This window comes from Granulicella sp. S156, from assembly GCF_009766105.1.
GTDB lineage: Bacteria > Acidobacteriota > Terriglobia > Terriglobales > Acidobacteriaceae > Granulicella.
In genome coordinates, this window is the sequence record NZ_LMUH01000026.1 from 609851 (window position 1) to 626817 (window position 16967).

Sequence of the window (16967 nt, forward strand, 5' to 3'; positions counted from 1 at the left end):
GCGCATACTCTCTCTCAGCCTTCTCACCACCGCAGCCCTGCTGGCGGCGAATGCAGTCGCACAGCAGCCGGTGCTGACCGGGCAAGCAGCCTTCACCGACTACAACCAGCAGAAGCCTGGCGTTCGCCACAAGATCACCCTCGCCGATCTACCTCAGCCCAATCCCAGCGAGGCAGTCAACAACACCGCCCACCTGATCCCGCGTCCCGCCAATGCCTGGCCCATCGCCCCCGCGGGCTTCAAGGTCACCCTCTACGCCGGTGGAGACGCCGCTCCCCTGCAGCGCGCAGACAATAAGGAGCACATGGAGCTCAGCGGCGGCACCTTCACCCAGCCCCGCCTCATGCGCACCGCTCCCAATGGAGATATCTTTCTCGCCGACCCCGGTGCCGGCACGGTCTTCGTCCTTCGCGGCGTCCGTCCCGACGGCAAAGCCGCCACCCTTGAGAAGTACGCTACGGGCCTCGATCACCCCTTCGGCATCGCCTTCTACCCCGCTAAGAACCCCAAATACATCTACGTAGGCAATGCCACCACCGTCCAGCGCTTTGCCTACAAGGTCGGCGACCTGCACGCCTCCGGCTCCCCCGAAACCATGGTCCCCGATGTCCCCGGCTACGCCCAACTCACCGGCGGCGGCCACTCGACGCGCGACGTCGTCTTCACCGCAGACGACAAGCACATGCTCGTCTCCGTCGGCTCCGGATCCAACGTCGATGACCCCGACACCCATCCCAAAGAGTTCCACCGCGCCGACGTACTCGAGTACACCCCCGACGGCAAGTTCGTCGAGGTCTACGCTCACGGCATCCGCAACTGCGTCGGCGAGGCCATCAACCCCATCACCCATCAACTCTGGTGCTCCACCAATGAGCGCGACAATCTCGGCAACCACCTCGTACCCGACTACGTCAGCTCTGTCCCCGAAGGCAGCTTCTTCGGCTGGCCCTGGTACTACATGGGAGGCCACCAGGATCCGCGCCTCCCGCAACCCTGCGCCAACGGCACCGGCCCTAATCCCCAGGCGCCTGTACTAACCGCTGATCAGGCGAAGAACTGCAAACGCGTCGACCTTAGCTCCAAAGTCGTCACGCCCGACGTCCTCGTCCAACCCCACATGGCCTCGCTGGAGATGCTCTTCTATCCGGCGCACACCAGAGCCGATTCATTCCCCGCCGAGTATGCCGGTGACGTGTTCGCCGCAGAGCACGGCTCCTGGAATCGCAAGATCCGCGCTGGCTACGAAGTCATCCACATCCCCATGAAGAACGGTCACGCTACCGGAGAGTACGACGACTTCCTCACCGGCTTCGTAACCGCTGACGGCGAGGTCTGGGGCCGTCCCGTCGGTGTCACTGTAGGCAACGACGGCAGCCTCTTCGTCACCGACGACGGCTCACGCAGTGTCTGGCACGTTGTCTACACGGGCAAGTAGCTACAACCTGGGCACCCCATCTTCGGCACGATTTATGCGCCTAAGATGGGGTGTCTTTGATTTTGCCGTTGTTTGTTTTTCGTCGTCATCCTGAGCCATAGGCGAAGGACCCCCGCATTTACGAATGCGGGAGTCTTCACGCCATCCCAACCAACTCCCGCGCCAACCGATCCAGCAAACTCTTCGGATCGGACGAAAGCCCCGTCCGCACAGGCGATATCTGGATAACCGCACTACGCGGCGCGGTAAGCCAATAGAAGCGCTCCTTCTTAGACAGCCGCGCGATCGGCCCCGCTGCAGGATCACCCGCACAGATACGGCAGATGGCCTGAAGATGCCGCGCCACCATACTCACATCCAGCGCTGGCCACAGCGCCCGAAGACGTGCCTCATTCACCTCGATGCGTGCGTCCAGAAAGTTCTGTTCCGACGAATAGACGATCACTCCCGCATTCACAAACTCGTCCCGCTCAACGCGCGGAACCACGCGTACTGTCGCGTAATTAAACGATTTGGGAGCGAGCATGCGCGATCTCCTGTTCAAAGATATTCGACGCTTCCAGCCGCCACAGCAGAAACTCGCGATAGGAGCTGCGCCGTTGCGAAGCAGTAACGGCATCCCTCTCCGAAGTCAGCCAATCCTCAGGAAGCAGCTGCAGAATCGCCTCCAGCTTCGCATCCGTTATAGTCCTGTGTGCCGTCTCGGAAGCGGCCGCAATATCGCCGGCCCAGCGCAACAGAATGTGCTCGCGAATCTGCTCGAACTTCGATGTGGCCTTCTCCTTCGCGGTCGGCCAGTTATGGTGAAAGTACAGCGACGCTCCATGATCGATCAGCCACAGCTTCTCCTCCGACAACAAGAGGTTCGCGTTGCGAGCCGTGCGATCCACGTTCAGCACAAAGGCATCGAACCAGACACACAGTGAGGCCGTCAGCAGCGAGGCTTCATCACCCGCCGCCGGATCGAAGGTCGTCGCGCCAGGCAGATACTCCAGGCCAACATTCAAGCCCACGGAGGCTTTCAGCAGATCGCGAATCTCCGTATCGGGTTCATTTCTCCCGAAGGCCGGATCGATCTGAACGAAGACGATCTTCGGAACGCACAAGCCAAGCAGCCGCGCAATCTCTCCAGAAATCAACTCGGCCACCAGCGCCAGAGCCCCCTGCCCTGCTCCTCGAAACTTGACGACGTACATCCTGCCATCATCCGCCTCGACGATAGCCGGCAGAGATCCGCCCTCTCGCAGAGGTGCCACATAGCGGGTGCCGTTGACGGTGCGAAGAGGCATGAGCCTAGTCTAACCTTCACCGGGTGCCGTTCCTTTTGTCCGCATTACTGCTCGGTCGTGGAGCGATTGTCCGGGAAGGGCTGATGATCTCTTATCATCTCCACGAACGAGCCAATCTCTCGAATCACGAGATCGGGCCTATCGTTCTGAAGGTAATGGTCGCTTCCCTTAGCGATGATGCGTCTGCTCTGACCGGACAGGCTCTTCGCCTCCTCCTGCATCTGGTTCCACGCGATGGAGTTGGCCTTTGAAACGGCTGCCGGCCAGTTCGGGGCGAGAACGTTCGGGTCACGCGAAAGGATCAGGACCGGAAGGTTGCCAAAGGGCCCTGCGTGGATCGTCTCTTCTCCTGAGGCCCGCTCGGCATCCAGTTCGTTCTCCATCGCGTCCATCTGCGATGGAATGCACGAATCCGCTTTGATCCATGCGCTGTAGGCTTCAAAGCCCGGAGGGATGGACGTGCAGACTCCCTGTAGTCGATACCAGCCTAGGATCATCAGCAGCTTCTGCCACGGCATCTGACGGCGCTGCTCCTCTTGAATCTTTACCAGCTCCTTCGGAATACGATCGTCCTGAAGCGGAGTAGCGCCATCGACGAAGACCAGCCCGGCCAGGTCGTCAGGATAATGCGCTGCGTAAGACCGTAGATAGATTCCTGAGATGGAGTGTCCCACCAGCACGAAAGGCCGCTGAACACCGGCAGCCCCGATCAGCTGGTGAAGTTGCGAGGAGATGGCGTTGGCATCCTGAACACCTGGCCGCGATTCGCTCCAGCCGAAACCGGCACGGTCGTACGAGCAAACTCTCGTCTGCCGCACGAGCGCGGGTTGCACCTTCGCCCAGCCCGTAAAGTCATCGCCCAGGCCTGAACTCAGCACGATCGTCGGCGAACCTTCCCCCGTGCAGTACAGGTGCATGGAGTAGCCGCCTATGTCGTATAGCTTGCCGGGAACTCCAGCCATCTGACGATAGTGGCGAAGACTCAGCGCGTTGTAGGCAACTCCACTACCACCAGCCAACAGGCAGAGGAGAACAATCGTCGTCCCGATTCGGGCTAGGAGCTTGTGCGATCCCATTCAGATGTCATCGTACCGGATGATTCGGCCTGCATCAGTAGCGAGAAGTTGTCGTCTCGACGTTGATCCATGCGGAAGAACAACCCCAGAACTGTCATCTCGACCGAAAGCAAAGGCAACCGCCTAGGGGGGTCCAGGGAATTGCAATTGCCGTTGTTTGTTTTTCGTCGTCATCCTGAAGCGTAGCTGAAGGACCACCGCATTCATGGAGGCACGGACGCAAAGCGCGACACAAGCATTGGTGACGCGCTTTGCGTCTGCAGGCCTCCCCTGTGCGTAGTCGAACGGGCTGCGGCAAGAGCGCTGCCTTCAGTCGAGATGACAACGTATGGGAAGGGAAAAACACATCACACTAACGGGAAAAAACCTCACCCTGCCGCCAGCATATGCGCCTTCTTCTCCTTCAACTCACCCAACAGCCGCTCGACCTTTTCATCGCGTTCGAGCTTCGCAAAGTCGTCCTCCAGGGTGTCGTCTTCGAGCATCTGCTTGCCCGCATAGTTCTGAGCCTCCGCACTCTGGATACGCGCTTTGACGCGTTCCAGCGCCGGGCCACGTCCCAGGCTGACAGCAACCTGCTCCGCTGCCTCACGTGCCGTAATCGCCTTGCCCGCCATCTGCGCGCGGCGATGCTGCGCGACCAGCAGCACGCAATGAGCCTGCGTCGCTTTCAACTTGCCCTGCAGCTTGTTGTACGTCGTACGCATCCCATCGACCTCCTCGGCCTGCTCCTCGACCTGATGCACAAGATCCCCAGCCATCTGTTCGTGGCTCAGAGCACGTTCGAGCGCCGCTCGCGCCAGGTCATCCTTGCCCTTGTTCACCGCCAGTTCAGCCTTCGCACGCCAGTCCGCTGCTGTCTGCTCCTGCTCCTTCGTCTTCTTTTCGAGCAGGTGCCGATCGGCGATCGCAATCGCTACCTGCGTCTTCAATTGGAGTAGCTGGTTCTCCATGTCGAGCGCCAGTTGCTTCAACATCTTTTCGGGATCTTCGGCGCGGTCGATCAAGTCGTTCACATTCGCGCGCAGCAGAGTTGCCACTCTTTCCATTAGCGATAGTGCCATGACGGTTCTCCTTCTCAGTACATGATTCAAATGAAAGCGGCGCGTGAAGGGTTACCCTCACGCGCCGCACTGTTTACTCCCTCTTATCGCCTTCGATCGTCGGTGGAACATCGGACGCGCCGCCGTTCGGGCGTTGCGCCATCTGCTTGATGTTCCCCATCAGCTCGCTCATCTTCATGCCGCTGAGAGCCTCGAACAACGCGGGCACCTGTGCGGCAATCTCGGTCATCTCGCCGGTGAGCTTGTGCGCGCCGACGCCCTTCCCGTCGCCCGTGGACACGATCGTGATCTTGTCCACCTTGCTCAACGGCTCGCTCATCGCGCGAACGACATCAGCCATGTTCGTGATGAGTTTGTCGACGACCGCGGCCTGCGACCACTCCTGGTAGGCCTCGGCCTTGATGTTCATGGCCTTGGCTTCCGCCTCGCCCTTCTGGAAGATGATCGAAGCCTCCGCCTCACCCTGGGTACGAATGGCCTGCGCCTTACCTTCGGCTTCGGCAACGATGCGCGCCTTCTCGGCGTTCGCCATGTTCCCAATGCGCTGCGCCTCGATCTCCGACTTCTTCAGCACAGTTGCGATGAGTTCTTTTTCATTACGCAGAATCTCGGCCTCCTGCACCTTGACCTGCGCCTCTTTCTCAATCTGCTGCACGCGGACCTGCTCGGCGATGACCTTCTGCTGCATGACGTTGGTCTGCAACTCGTACGCCTTGTCGGCCTGAGCCTCCTGCTTCCGAGACTGCTCCGTGAAGGCAGCTTTCTGGATGTCGAGATCGCGCTGCGCCTCCGCCTGCTTGGCCAGCGACATCGTCTCCGCCAGCACACGCTCCTGATCGGCTGCAGACTTGGCGACTGCGGCCTCTCTTAGAGCAATGGCCCGGCGGATAGCTGTGTCACGTTCGGCTTCGGCCGTGGCAATCTCGGCATCGCGGCGGATGCGCGCAATATCCGGGCGGCCCATGTTGGTGATGTACTCATTCTTGTCGCGCACCTCCTTGATCGTGAAGCTCACGACCTCCAGGCCCATCTTGCTCATATCCTCGGCACAGGTAGCGCGCATGCGCTCACCCACCATCTCCGGCTCCTTCACAATCTGCTCGACGGTGAGTTGGCCGATGATGCCACGCAGATGACCTTCCATCACCAGGCGGATAAGACCTTCGCGCTGCGGCGGAGTCTTTGACAGGAACTGCTCGGCAGCGGTCATGATCGACTCGTTGTCCGAACGCACCTTGATTTGCGCCACAGCCTCTACCGTTACCGCAACGCCCTGCTTGGTATACAGGTCCTGCTGCGGAGCAACATCGAAGCTCATCAGCTCGAGCGAAAGCTCTCTGCAGTTTTCAACCACCGGGAAGATGACCGCGCCATGCCCCTTGATCACGCGAGGACCGCGAAAACCGTAGACGATCAACGCTTCATTCGGGCCGGCCTTGCGAAACATCTTGGCCAGCATGCCCATCAGCACAAGGGTTGCAAGAACACACAACCCAACGACGACAATGATTTGATTCGACATTTCCTGCCTCTCTCAATTCGTCCAGTTTTGGAGGGTACGGGCTTCAGCCCGTACGTTAGGAATCCGTGTGAAATAGGCGGCTTTAGCCGCTGAGGGAACTTCCGGCACGGAGTCCTTCTTTCTTCAGCCAAGCTGTTTCGCTCAGGCCTCTTTACGGCTCCTTGCTTTCTTTCTCAAGGTTTCTCACTGGCCCATCGGCTAACAGGCCATGTTCAAACTCATCCCAGCGCCGCACATACGCGACGCCGCGGGCATAGCGCATGACCACCACCTCCGCGCCGCGTTCGAGCGCTGTTCCATCGTCCGACCGCACGGCGGCACTGCGACGTACGCCATTCTGCGAGTACAGAATCTCGCCCACGCCGCTTTTGGGAATCGCTCCACTCAAGCGGCCGATCACGCCGGTCATCTCGGTATCCGAAGGTTCAAGCGTCCGCTCGCGCGGCAGCAGCACCCCGACCAGAAACCAGAACACCAGCGCTGCTCCCGCAACTCCACTCACCACCGAGAAGAACAGCACCAGCATGCCGCCAAAGATGTTGGCCCGATGCAGCAGGTATCCCGTACCGCCGAACCAGCACAGAAACGTCACTAACGTGAAGCCGTTGAGCGGCGAGATGTGCGTAGCTGCGCCTTGTCCGTGCACGCCCCCAACCTTGCCCACATGGCCGGCATGACCATGCAGGTGCAGATGCCCCGCATGAAGATGCAGAAAGCCTCCGAAGAAGGCGATCAGGCTCAACACCAGCCCTACGCCGAAGCACGTCAGGTAGATCGCATTCCAATCCCAGGTTCCCATCATCGCCCCACTCCTTTCTTCGACTTCTTCGCCTTCACAACACTCTTGCCTTTGCTCGCCGCCGCACTCGCTGCCGTCGGTTCGATCAGAGCCAGCGGCCTGGCCGCGGTCTTCTGTACGGGCCGCAACAGCTCCAGCAGACGCTCCGCAAGCGACGGTGTCTCCAACACGCTTTCCAGCAGCAGCAGGCACCCACGCGAATCCTCATGCCGCGCAACAGCCAGCAACGCCCGTCGCAACTCAGGATCGCGGCGGAAGCGCTCTGCCCCGCCAATCAGCCAGAGGTCGAGCTTGTCCTCCAGGCCGCGTACGTCACTCAGCAGCTCGGCGTGATAGCCCTCGGGGTCATCGACCAGATATCCCGGATGTACCTTGAAGAACTTGGCCAGCAGCAGTCGCGAGGTATTCGTTAGGTGCGGCCGGGCGCCGCTCTCGATCTGCGACAGATAGCTCTGGCTGATCGACTCGTCCATCTCCGCCGCGATCGCACGCACCAACTCGCCTTGCGTCATGGCGCGCCCCAGCCCACGCAAGCTGCCTTCTACCTCACGCAGGTACCGGATTTTGTCGCACAGTTTCATGACTCACTCTCCACTAATTGCGGATTGCAATAAATATATTGCTAATTGCAATATTCGTCAAGCCCCCTCAAAACCGGTCAGCGTGCGCAAGCCTTGTACCGCCTTTCCTTCGCCTAGCTGTCTGACAAATTTGCCTTCTTGTAAGAGCGTTCGATAGAGTCGGAAGCGAAGATTGAAGCATTTACTGCATAGTCCAACAGCAAGGAGTTATCCGTGCCCTGGTTCACCCTCGAAGAAGACGCCCTTTCGCAGCAGCAGATCGCCGAAGCCTGTACCCGCCTGCTCGCCGAAGCCCGCAACCGCATTAGCGGCAATCTGAAGCGCGTTCTACTGCTTCCGCCCGATCTCACCCGCGCCCACTCCGGCGCAGGCCACATCACCGAGCTGCTCTATCGCGAACTCGACGCAGCAGGAGCACACGTAGAGGTCATCCCGACACTCGGCCAGCATGTGCCACACACCGAGGCTGAGAACAAGTGGATGTTCGGCAGCATTCCCAACGACCGCATCTTCGCGCATGACTGGCGCGACGGCTGCACCCACGTCGGCGTAGTACCGGGCAGCTACGTGGACGCAACCACCGGCGGCGCCGCCGACTGGGACATTCCCATCGACCTGAACACCAAATTGATGACAGAACAGTGGGATCTGGTCATCAACATCGGACACGTCGTTCCGCACGAAGTGCTGGGCTTTGCGAACCACAACAAGAACTACTTCATCGGAGTCGCGGGCAAAGACACCATCTGCGCCTCGCACATCGCCGCCGCGGTCTATGGCATCGAGAACAACCTCGGCTGCCTGGTCACACCGCTGCGCGCCTGCTTCAACTATGCCGAAGAGAAGTTCATGAAGGACGTGCCCGACTGCTATATCCAGATCGTCATGCAGCGCGACAAGGAGAATAAGCTCGTCACCAGCGGGCTCTTCGTCGGCGACGATCTCGAGACCTACCTGCAGGCCGCGCGTCGCAGCCGTGAGCAGAACATCATCGTCTTCGACAAGCCCATCAAAAAGGTGGTCGCCGTCATGCAGGCCGACGAGTTCCGCGCGACCTGGGTGGCAAACAAGGCTGTCTACCGCACCCGTATGGCCATCGCCGATGGCGGCGAACTGCTCATCATTGCACCGGGAGTCGAGCGTTTCGGAGAGCAGCCCGAGGTCGATGCCCTGATCCGCAAGTACGGCTACAAGGGCACACCCTATACCCTCGCTCTCTACAAGACCGAAGCCGACATGCAGGCGATTCCTCACGGCGTCGCGCACCTCATCCACGGCTCCAGCGAAGGTCGTTTCACCATCACCTACGCCCCCGGCCATCTGACGAAAGCTGAGATCGAACAGGTCGGCTACAACTATGCCGATCTCGCCGAGGTGCAGGCGCGCTACAATCCCGCAACGATGAAAGAGGGCTGGAACACGATGCCCGACGGCGAAGAGGTCTTCTACATCTCGACTCCTTCAGCGGGTCTCTGGGCAACGAAAGAGAAGCTCAACGACCCACATCGCCGCGACCTGAGCAGCCCCGAGCAGTTGGCTGCCGCGGAGAAAGCAACACAGTGAGCATTCCGACCGACAACGCGACAACACAGGCTCTCGATAACATCGAGAGCCTGCGCGTGGCCTTGCGCACCATCCTCGCGCAACACGCCCGGCTGATGGTGGCTTACTCCGGCGGCGTCGACTCTGCCTACCTCGCATGGGAGGCCCACGAAGTGCTCGGCGCGAATATGCTCGCGGTCATCGCCGACTCACCCAGCCTGCCCCGCAAGGAATTGGCTGCCGCCATCGCCTTTGCGGAATTCCATGCAATACCGCTGCACATTCTGCAAACCCACGAGATGGAGCGCGCCGACTACGTACGCAACGATGGGCAGCGCTGCTTCCACTGCAAAGACGAACTCTTCGACGCCATGGAAGCTCTGCGCGCCGAGCTCGGCTTCGCCACCATCGCCTATGGCCGCAACACCGATGACTCCGGTGACTTCCGCCCCGGCCAGAAAGCCGCGGAACTGCATCACGCGGCGGCACCCTTAGCCGAGGCCGGACTGGGCAAGCAGGCGATCCGCGCTCTGGCGCAAGCAGCAAACCTGAGCGTGTGGGACAAACCGGCATCCGCATGCCTGTCATCGCGTCTGGAGTATGGACGACCCGTAAGTCGTGAGGCGCTGCTGCAGGTCGAGCAGGCTGAAGATGCGCTGCACGAGCTCGGCTTTCTCAGCGTGCGTGTGCGGCACCATGGTGAGCTGGCACGCGTTGAACTGGATCGCAACACACTCGCACAGGGGCTGACGCTGGCCATGCTGGACCGCATCACAACCGCCGTGAAAGCCGCGGGATTCACCTATGTCACGCTCGACACACAGGGTTATCGCTCCGGTTCGATGAACGCTGTTCTGCCGGTCGAGATGTTGATGGGAGCGCGTTCCAGCCATGCGTCGTGAGGCCGTGCTCGAGCTGCTGCGGCAGCTCGAAGCGAACAAGACCACCCCTGAAAAGGTCGCCGACAGGCTGGCCTCACTGCCCTTCGAAGACCTCGGCTTCGCCAAGCTCGACCACCATCGATCCCTCCGTTCGGGAATGCCGGAGGTTGTCTTCGCTGCCGGCAAGACGCCACAGCAGGTCGCATCCATCTTTGCGAAACTCACGGCCAGCGGTATAAGCGTGCTGGCCACCCGCGCAACACAGGAACACTTCTCCGCCGTCCGCGATATCGTACCCACGGCGCAGCACAGTGAACTCGCCCACTGCATCACACTCGCCCAGAACGCTCCACCTACGCAGGGCCACGTCGCCGTCGTCTGCGCAGGCACTAGCGATCTGCCCATCGCGGAGGAAGCCGCTGTTACCGCGGAGATCTTCGGCGCGGAGGTCACGCGCATCAACGATGTGGGAGTGGCGGGGCTGCACCGCCTGCTGGCTCAACTCGACAAGTTGCGGACCGCCGATGCCATCGTCTGCTGCGCCGGCATGGAAGGAGCGTTGCCCAGCGTCGTCGGCGGACTCGTGGAGGCCCCGGTAATCGCTGTGCCAACCAGCGTTGGCTACGGTGCTGCGTTTGAAGGTGTCGCGGCGCTGTTGGGGATGTTGAATGCCTGCTCGCCGAATATCACAGTGGTCAATATCGACAACGGGTTTGGCGCAGGCTATGTGGCAACACTGATCGCTCGCGGACCCCGCAATTCACGCTAATTCGGCTGAGCCTCCAGGCGAATCTGGCGCCAGACGCGATAGTGTGAAGCTTCGCCACAGGTTGCAAGGTCAGCGTCGTCGCAGGTTCGCTCCAGAACATCTACAGGGTTGTCCATGGTGGCGGAGAGGATACGGCCCGATAGCAACGAAATCTTGATATCAGCTTCAAAGGTCTCGAGACCAATGCCGGCAATATACTTCCCCTCCTGGGTCTTTTCCACCTGTACCCAGTTGTTCGGCCTGGAGCCGACGGGCTTGAGCATCCACGCAGTGGGCAACTTAAGTTGAAGTTCCGCAGGAGGAACGTGACGCACAATCAGTATGGCCGTGTGCGCTGCCTCGTCGACCGACTGTAGCGAGATGTCGAAGTCGATGACATCCTGACCAAGAAGAACGTGAGTGCCATAGGCCCAGGAGTTGGGGACGCTGCGTTTGACGAAGACATGATCGCCCACATGGATAAGGTCTTTTTGCCGCATCGCGAGCTGGACATCGGCGTAGAACGTAAGCAGGTCGGCGATGGGGCCGATGAGCACCGGCTGCACCGTTCTAAGGCTGGGCATGGCGAGACGATAGCCCGGATCGAGGGATACAGTCTGTTGAAGCTGCTGACTTTCAGGTGAGAGGGTGAAGGCTTCCCCGTCGCTATGGACATCTGACCAGTGAAATTGTTCGACGAAATTCCCTGAGGCATCCTTTGTTACGAGCCCCTTTGCAACGGCATCATATCGGCGGGTCGTGGATTGGCCTTCGTTGATTCCTTGCATTCTGTAGACAAGGGATTCGCCTTGTTCATAGTGCCGGGCGAGTGTGGGTTGGGTCACAGGAACAACTATCGTCTGCGAGAAAAGCGCGAAGGACCCTGACAGGGTAAGACAAAGGACGAGTCGAGCGAAGCGACGCACAGAACTCCTTTGATTGCTTTACAGATGCAAGGTATTTACAGTCCGCCTGCCGGTCCGCCGCCAAGCTGCGCCATGGTCGTCCGCAGATACTTATGCGGGTTTACGGCAGTGCCGCGAACCTGGACTTCGTAGTGCAGGTGCGAACCGGTCGCCCTGCCGCTGTGGCCGACGAAGCCAATTACCTGCCCCTTCACCACTTCCTGCCCCTCGGTCACGTTGTAGCCCTGCAGATGGCCATACACCGTGACAATACCGTTTCCATGATCGATCTGGATCTCGCGGCCATAGCCCGTACCCAGGCTTGCCTTTACAACACGGCCATTGGCAGGAGCATGCACCGGTGTGCCATCGGGTGAAGTGATATCGACGCCCTTATGGAATTCGCCGACCCCCATGCCCAGCACGGGGTCTTCACGCTGGCCAAAACCGCTGTTGATTGGGCCAAGAATGGGCCACATATCCGGCATATTGACGGAGTCCGAATCGGCGTCAAGGCTGGCAAAGCCGCTCAATACGCCACGAGCGCCAAGGTTCTGATCCAGGCCCTGCCCGATATTCCGTGCCGCCAGGCCTTGAGCAGCCGTGGTCCGAAGTGCATAAAAGGTGTCGAGCGACTTGTAGTAGCTGTCATCTGTAAGGTCGGCAGAGTCGTCCGTGAGGGGGGCCTTAGCAGCGTCGACGGCAGGAGTCTTAGCGGCATGCGAACCGTGCGACATCGTGAGTTTGCCCGCAGTCAAACCATAGATCGCGGAGACCTCGTTGGCCAGCGAACCGAGACTGGCGGCCTGCACATCTTTCTCGTGCGCGGTCTTTTCGAGGTGCGCGTAGTCCTTGCGGGTAAGCGCCAGTTCGTCACGCAGGTGGTTGATCGTCTCGGCCTTGGCCAGCATGCGCGAATAGGAACCCGCCATGCCCGCGATCGTGAACATACCGACGATCGCCGCTACGACAAACACAGTTACGTAGCGCATGGGAACCAGGACACGATCCACCGTGCCGTTCTCTCCGCGTGTGACGTATACGATGTAGCGTTTTTTCAAAGCGATGACAGCCTCGTACCGGTTTCGCACAACTGTAGAATGCAGCTTACAAATACCGGGCGATGTTCTTACTGGCGAGCAAACCCGACACGAAAGTAAAAGTCAGACTCAGCTCACTGAAACCCAACAGCCTCTCCAAGGTGAGCAGATTAGCTCTTTTCATCTTAACGGAGCGCGGCCTTGACGACAACCCTGAATGGAGGAATGGGCATCCGATTACGCCGATTTATGCTGAGGTACTGAGTCGCCGAAAACCCGGCAAAATCATTCGCGGCACCCGTTAATAGCGCGCTAGTTGCCGCATTCGGCCAGCGGGGCCAACTTTGTGCCGAACTGATGAAGAGCGTCGTCGAGTGTTTTTTCGGTTTCCGCGAGGGATTTAGCGCCAACAACCACCGCTTTGGGCGTGCCACAAACCTCCAACCGTTCTCCCTGGCTTCCCGTAAGTTGTTCAAAAATAGCTGGATCGCCATACATGGGCACCCCGCCGATCAAAACAAGCTGGAGATCCTGGGGAGAGGCGTGTGTAAGGCTCCAGTAAGCGTCCTGCCCACTCTTGCGGACAACCATAAGGTCTGCGGCATGGCCGGCGGCAAGCGAACCTAGTTGTCCCGATAGCCCTACCAGCTCCGCCGCATTCGACGTGGCCATGAGCACCAGGTCGCGTTCGGTAAAGAGCGGGGGCGATTGCGTCTGGTTCCAGATAGAGGCATAGTTCAACTCTCCCAGGAGGCCATCGCTGCCGGTAGGACTCCAGTCCGGGGCCAGCGCTATGCGCACACCAGCAGACTGCGCGGCGGCAACATTGGCGGTATCGCCGTAGAGTTCGATGTTGCTCCGCGGAGACCAGATAAAGCCGACATCCTGCTTCGCCATCTCCGCAAAGTCTTCGGGCTTCAGCGCAACACCGTGGATGAGCGAGACTCCGGGCCGAAGCAGGCCGCGGCCTTTGAGCATCGTGAATTCGCGCGCCGCCGAGGCATCATTCGGTGCACCTTCCGCCACATGGATCAGAAGCGCACCGCGAGGCTGCGCCGAAAGAACCTCTTTAGCGGCAATCAATTCCGGCTCACTCATCTGGAAAGGAAAGACGTCATAGAGAATCTTCCCCAAATGCCCGAAAGAGCCGTCTAGTTCCGGGTCGTAGTCGAGGTTGCGAGCCAAACCGTGTACACAAGAAAGATGCGGGCTACCGGTTACGCTGGTCTCTCCTTCGGAGATGGCTTTGACCTCCGCGTAGCGTTCCATCTCGCACTCCAGCCCTTCTTTGACCAAGGCATCGTGAGGCACTGTCAGCAGTATTTTGCTAATGGGCTTTTGCTGCCAGTCGTAACGGCTGCCGAACTCCTGGATGGGCTTCCAGCGAGGCAGGACATTCCACGTAAGGTGGTTATGCAGATCGATCAGGCCGGGCGCGATGACACCATCGGTATGCACCACCTTCGTTCCCGCAGGCAGCTTGACGTCGGCGCCCGACGCAAGGATGCGGCCGTTCTGGATGAGCACCGTGCCCTGCGGAACAACCTCCTGCGGTGTGACCAAGGTGCCGATCAAAGCGATGGGCGTCTTTTGCGCTGGTGAAGCAAACGGCACAAACAACAGACAGACAATGCAACACAACCGGAACAGTCTTCGGTGCATTCGGCGCATAAGACCCTCAAAGGAAGCTACAGCGGATGGGAGATGGCAACAGCGTGTCTGCGAGTCTACAGCACGGATACGCGACGAAAATCGGCGATTTGTTGCGAGCAAAGTATCCTGAGATTCATGTCGCGCTCTTCTCCAGTCCGGAATTCATCTTCACGTGTAGGTGGTGAACTTGCGCTGATCGAGCACATTCGCCGGCGGGCGGGTGACGGGCCTGCAACGTCCCTGCGGCTGGGCATCGGTGACGACTGCGCCATCCTGCGCCCTCGTGCCGGGCAAGACCTGCTGGTAACGACGGACTTCTCGCTCGAAGGGCGGCACTTCCGCCGTGATTGGCACACACCGGAGTCGATTGGGCACCGCGCCCTGGCCCGTGGGTTAAGCGATCTGGCGGCGATGGGGGCTCGCCCGATGGCAGCGTTTCTCTCGCTCGGCCTGCCACGTAGCGTGGCACAAGATGCGGATTGGCTCGATGGCTTTCTGGATGGACTGCTGGGGCTTGCGGCGCAGCATGGCGTGCCGCTCGCGGGCGGCGATACGTCAGAGTCGCCCAGCGAGCATGTGCTGGCCGACATCGTTCTCCTGGGCTCCGCGCCGCAAGGGCGTGCGCTGCGCCGCTCCGGGGCTAGGGTTGGCGATCTGATTTACTGCACAGGAGCGATCGGCGGCGCAGCGGTGGGGTTGTCGCGCTTGCAGAACAAAGGCAAAGATTCTGGACGAAGAAAGCAACAGTCACAGAGCACCTCGGAGAATCCGCATCTCTTTCCTCAGCCGCGACTGGCGGCGGGGCGGGCGCTGCTGCGGCGTAAGCTGGCGACAGCCTGCATCGATACCAGCGATGGACTTTCCACCGACCTGACTCATCTGTGCAAGGCCTCGGGGGTGAACGCGGAGGTGGATGCTGCTCGCCTTCCGCTGCATTCACTCGCTGAGCAACTCGGTGCGGGTGCAGCGTTGTCAGCGGCTCTGCATGGCGGCGAAGATTATGAGCTTCTGTTCACCGCCAAAGCCTCCGCGAAGATGCCGCGCAGTCTGGGCGGTGTAGCGATTACATGCATTGGCCGCATCGTGACAAAGAAACGTAATGCGCCGCCGATAACCCTGATTGCGGCCGATGGCTCGCGGTCTGCGCTTGCGCCACAGGGATGGGAGCATCTGCAATGAGCGCGATCGTGCACGAATCATTTCCGCATACGTGGTCGGCACAAGTGTTGGCATCGCCACCGTTGATCGCTCCCGCGCGGCAGTTCGTGTATCCGCTCTACGTGCCCGGGGAAGAAGATGCCATGGCCCGTGGAGCCTTGCTGCTCCATGTGAAACCTGCCGTGGGTGGAGCTTTCCTCGCAACCTGCGCCCTCGGGTTCCGCGACCCATCCCTCCCCTCTGGTGTTTACGCGTGTCCGCGCGGGGATGACATGCTGGCAGTCGCGGGAGGCTACGCGTATCTCGTCGACACGCTACAGCCGGAGCGTTGCCTGCATCTCCCGCTGCGTCCAGTGACACAGGTTCTCGCTGCGCCTGACGAAGGCCTGTTGCTGCTGGCAGGATTTCACCATGTTGCAGCCGTTAGTACCGAGGGGTTGCTGTGGCAGAGTGGACGTCTGAGTTGGGAGGGCGTGCAGCTTGGCGAGGTCTCCCAAGGGAAACTGCACGGCACTGGATGGAACATGAAGACAGACCGGGACGTTCCATTCGTACTCGACTTGAGCACGGGTCTGCATACGGGTGGCGGGTTTTAGACCGAACCCAGACCGGGTGCCCCATCCTCGACGCGCGGCAGGGTGGGCACCCGACCTGAGCAGTTACGACGGATACCTGTCCGCTACGGTTGCACCTGATAAAAGCTCAAAGCCGCATCCCCCTGTTCAAGCACACGCATGCGCTTGAGGTTGCCGTAGCTTTCCGCGAGAGACTTCTTGCGAGCGTGCTCTGCAATCACAACCGCACCCTCTGCCAATAGCGTTGCGTGATTCTGCGCCAGGAAATTCAACGTTGCGGTGTAGTCTTCGGCAGCCTCATACGGCGGATCGAGGAAGATGACATCGGCGGTGCGAGCGTTTTTAAGCATCGACTGAAGCAGACGTCCGACGCTGCGGTCCTCGATCGCATAGCCACCCTGAAGCTTCAGCGCGGCGACGTTCGCGCGAATGGCTGCGACAGCAGGAGGAGCCTTCTCGGCGAACCAGCAGAACGCCGCGCCACGACTCAGGGCTTCGATGCCTACTGCACCGGAGCCCGCATAGAGATCGGCGAAGCGAGCGCCTTCGATACGCGGCGCTAGGACGTTGAACAGCGTTTCACGAAGGCGGTCGCTCGTGGGCCGGGTCGCGAGACCACGTGGCGACTGCAAGACCCTCGACCGGAATTTACCTGCAATCACACGCATCGTATCCGAGGATACAGTGGACAACTGAGAA

At 60.1% G+C, this 16967-nt stretch carries 17 protein-coding genes; 6 read left to right on the forward strand and 11 right to left on the reverse strand.

The window, feature by feature from the left end; translation table 11 throughout:
* Nucleotides 1–4: 4 nt before the first annotated feature.
* Complete coding sequence (locus GSQ91_RS23940; protein ID WP_158824588.1) at nucleotides 5–1435, forward strand: sorbosone dehydrogenase family protein; 1431 nt, start codon at nucleotides 5–7, stop codon at nucleotides 1433–1435.
* A gap of 136 nt (nucleotides 1436–1571) precedes the next feature.
* Here the strand turns inward: GSQ91_RS23940 and GSQ91_RS23945 are convergent, their stop codons facing one another.
* The 7 genes from GSQ91_RS23945 to GSQ91_RS23975 all read right to left on the reverse strand — a co-directional run bounded on the left by GSQ91_RS23945 (nucleotide 1572) and on the right by GSQ91_RS23975 (nucleotide 7766).
* A complete protein-coding gene (locus GSQ91_RS23945; protein WP_158824253.1) occupies nucleotides 1572–1961 on the reverse strand; it encodes a DUF3037 domain-containing protein in 390 nt (129 codons plus the stop codon).
* The gene (locus tag GSQ91_RS23950) at nucleotides 1939–2724 is read right to left on the reverse strand and encodes a HipA family kinase (protein ID WP_158824254.1); all 786 of its coding nucleotides are present in this window, start codon (nucleotides 2722–2724) and stop codon (nucleotides 1939–1941) included. The genes GSQ91_RS23945 and GSQ91_RS23950 overlap by 23 nt, the downstream gene beginning before the upstream one ends.
* A 44-nt stretch (nucleotides 2725–2768) precedes the next feature.
* A complete protein-coding gene (locus GSQ91_RS23955) occupies nucleotides 2769–3800 on the reverse strand; it encodes an alpha/beta hydrolase (protein ID WP_158824255.1) in 1032 nt (343 codons plus the stop codon).
* Between the two features lie 368 nt (nucleotides 3801–4168).
* Nucleotides 4169–4864, reverse strand: coding sequence for a PspA/IM30 family protein (locus GSQ91_RS23960; RefSeq protein WP_158824256.1), 696 nt, complete (start codon nucleotides 4862–4864; stop codon nucleotides 4169–4171).
* A gap of 73 nt (nucleotides 4865–4937) precedes the next feature.
* The gene (locus GSQ91_RS23965) at nucleotides 4938–6386 is read right to left on the reverse strand and encodes a flotillin family protein (protein ID WP_158824257.1); all 1449 of its coding nucleotides are present in this window, start codon (nucleotides 6384–6386) and stop codon (nucleotides 4938–4940) included.
* A 151-nt stretch (nucleotides 6387–6537) separates the two neighbouring features.
* Nucleotides 6538–7188 carry a hypothetical protein gene (locus GSQ91_RS23970; protein ID WP_158824258.1) on the reverse strand — a complete coding sequence of 217 codons (651 nt, stop codon included), beginning with the start codon at nucleotides 7186–7188 and terminating at the stop codon, nucleotides 6538–6540.
* The gene (locus tag GSQ91_RS23975; RefSeq protein WP_158824259.1) at nucleotides 7185–7766 is read right to left on the reverse strand and encodes a helix-turn-helix transcriptional regulator; all 582 of its coding nucleotides are present in this window, start codon (nucleotides 7764–7766) and stop codon (nucleotides 7185–7187) included. Before GSQ91_RS23975 ends, GSQ91_RS23970 begins: the two co-directional genes overlap by 4 nt.
* 213 nt (nucleotides 7767–7979) lie before the next feature.
* On the opposite strand from GSQ91_RS23975, the gene GSQ91_RS23980 reads away from it, so the two are divergent.
* Genes GSQ91_RS23980 through larB form a run of 3 tightly spaced genes read left to right on the forward strand, consistent with a single transcriptional unit; the run spans nucleotide 7980 to nucleotide 10958 of the window.
* Nucleotides 7980–9329, forward strand: a complete 1350-nt coding sequence (locus GSQ91_RS23980; RefSeq protein WP_158824260.1) for a lactate racemase domain-containing protein — start codon at nucleotides 7980–7982, stop codon at nucleotides 9327–9329.
* The gene (larE, locus tag GSQ91_RS23985; RefSeq protein ID WP_254064857.1) at nucleotides 9326–10210 is read left to right on the forward strand and encodes an ATP-dependent sacrificial sulfur transferase LarE; all 885 of its coding nucleotides are present in this window, start codon (nucleotides 9326–9328) and stop codon (nucleotides 10208–10210) included. Before GSQ91_RS23980 ends, larE begins: the two co-directional genes overlap by 4 nt.
* Nucleotides 10200–10958 (forward strand): nickel pincer cofactor biosynthesis protein LarB, encoded by a 759-nt coding sequence (larB, locus tag GSQ91_RS23990; protein ID WP_158824261.1) that lies wholly within the window; start codon nucleotides 10200–10202, stop codon nucleotides 10956–10958. The genes larE and larB overlap by 11 nt, the downstream gene beginning before the upstream one ends.
* Here the strand turns inward: larB and GSQ91_RS23995 are convergent.
* From GSQ91_RS23995 to GSQ91_RS24005, 3 genes are all read right to left on the reverse strand, one after another.
* Nucleotides 10955–11782 carry a hypothetical protein gene (locus tag GSQ91_RS23995; protein WP_158824262.1) on the reverse strand — a complete coding sequence of 276 codons (828 nt, stop codon included), beginning with the start codon at nucleotides 11780–11782 and terminating at the stop codon, nucleotides 10955–10957. The two genes, larB and GSQ91_RS23995, sit on opposite strands and share 4 nt — an antisense overlap.
* Nucleotides 11783–11898: 116 nt before the next feature.
* Nucleotides 11899–12903, reverse strand: coding sequence for a M23 family metallopeptidase (locus GSQ91_RS24000; protein WP_158824263.1), 1005 nt, complete (start codon nucleotides 12901–12903; stop codon nucleotides 11899–11901).
* A 291-nt stretch (nucleotides 12904–13194) separates the two neighbouring features.
* Nucleotides 13195–14457: an amidohydrolase family protein gene (locus GSQ91_RS24005; RefSeq protein WP_158824264.1), complete on the reverse strand. Its 1263-nt coding sequence runs from the start codon at nucleotides 14455–14457 to the stop codon at nucleotides 13195–13197.
* Between the two features lie 213 nt (nucleotides 14458–14670).
* On the opposite strand from GSQ91_RS24005, the gene thiL reads away from it, so the two are divergent.
* Nucleotides 14671–15714: a thiamine-phosphate kinase gene (gene thiL / locus GSQ91_RS24010; RefSeq protein WP_158824265.1), complete on the forward strand. Its 1044-nt coding sequence runs from the start codon at nucleotides 14671–14673 to the stop codon at nucleotides 15712–15714.
* Complete coding sequence (locus GSQ91_RS24015; protein WP_158824266.1) at nucleotides 15711–16289, forward strand: hypothetical protein; 579 nt, start codon at nucleotides 15711–15713, stop codon at nucleotides 16287–16289. Before thiL ends, GSQ91_RS24015 begins: the two co-directional genes overlap by 4 nt.
* 83 nt (nucleotides 16290–16372) lie before the next feature.
* Here the strand turns inward: GSQ91_RS24015 and rsmD are convergent, their stop codons facing one another.
* Nucleotides 16373–16960 (reverse strand): 16S rRNA (guanine(966)-N(2))-methyltransferase RsmD, encoded by a 588-nt coding sequence (gene rsmD, locus GSQ91_RS24020; RefSeq protein WP_371417139.1) that lies wholly within the window; start codon nucleotides 16958–16960, stop codon nucleotides 16373–16375.
* Between the last annotated feature and the right edge of the window lie 7 nt (nucleotides 16961–16967).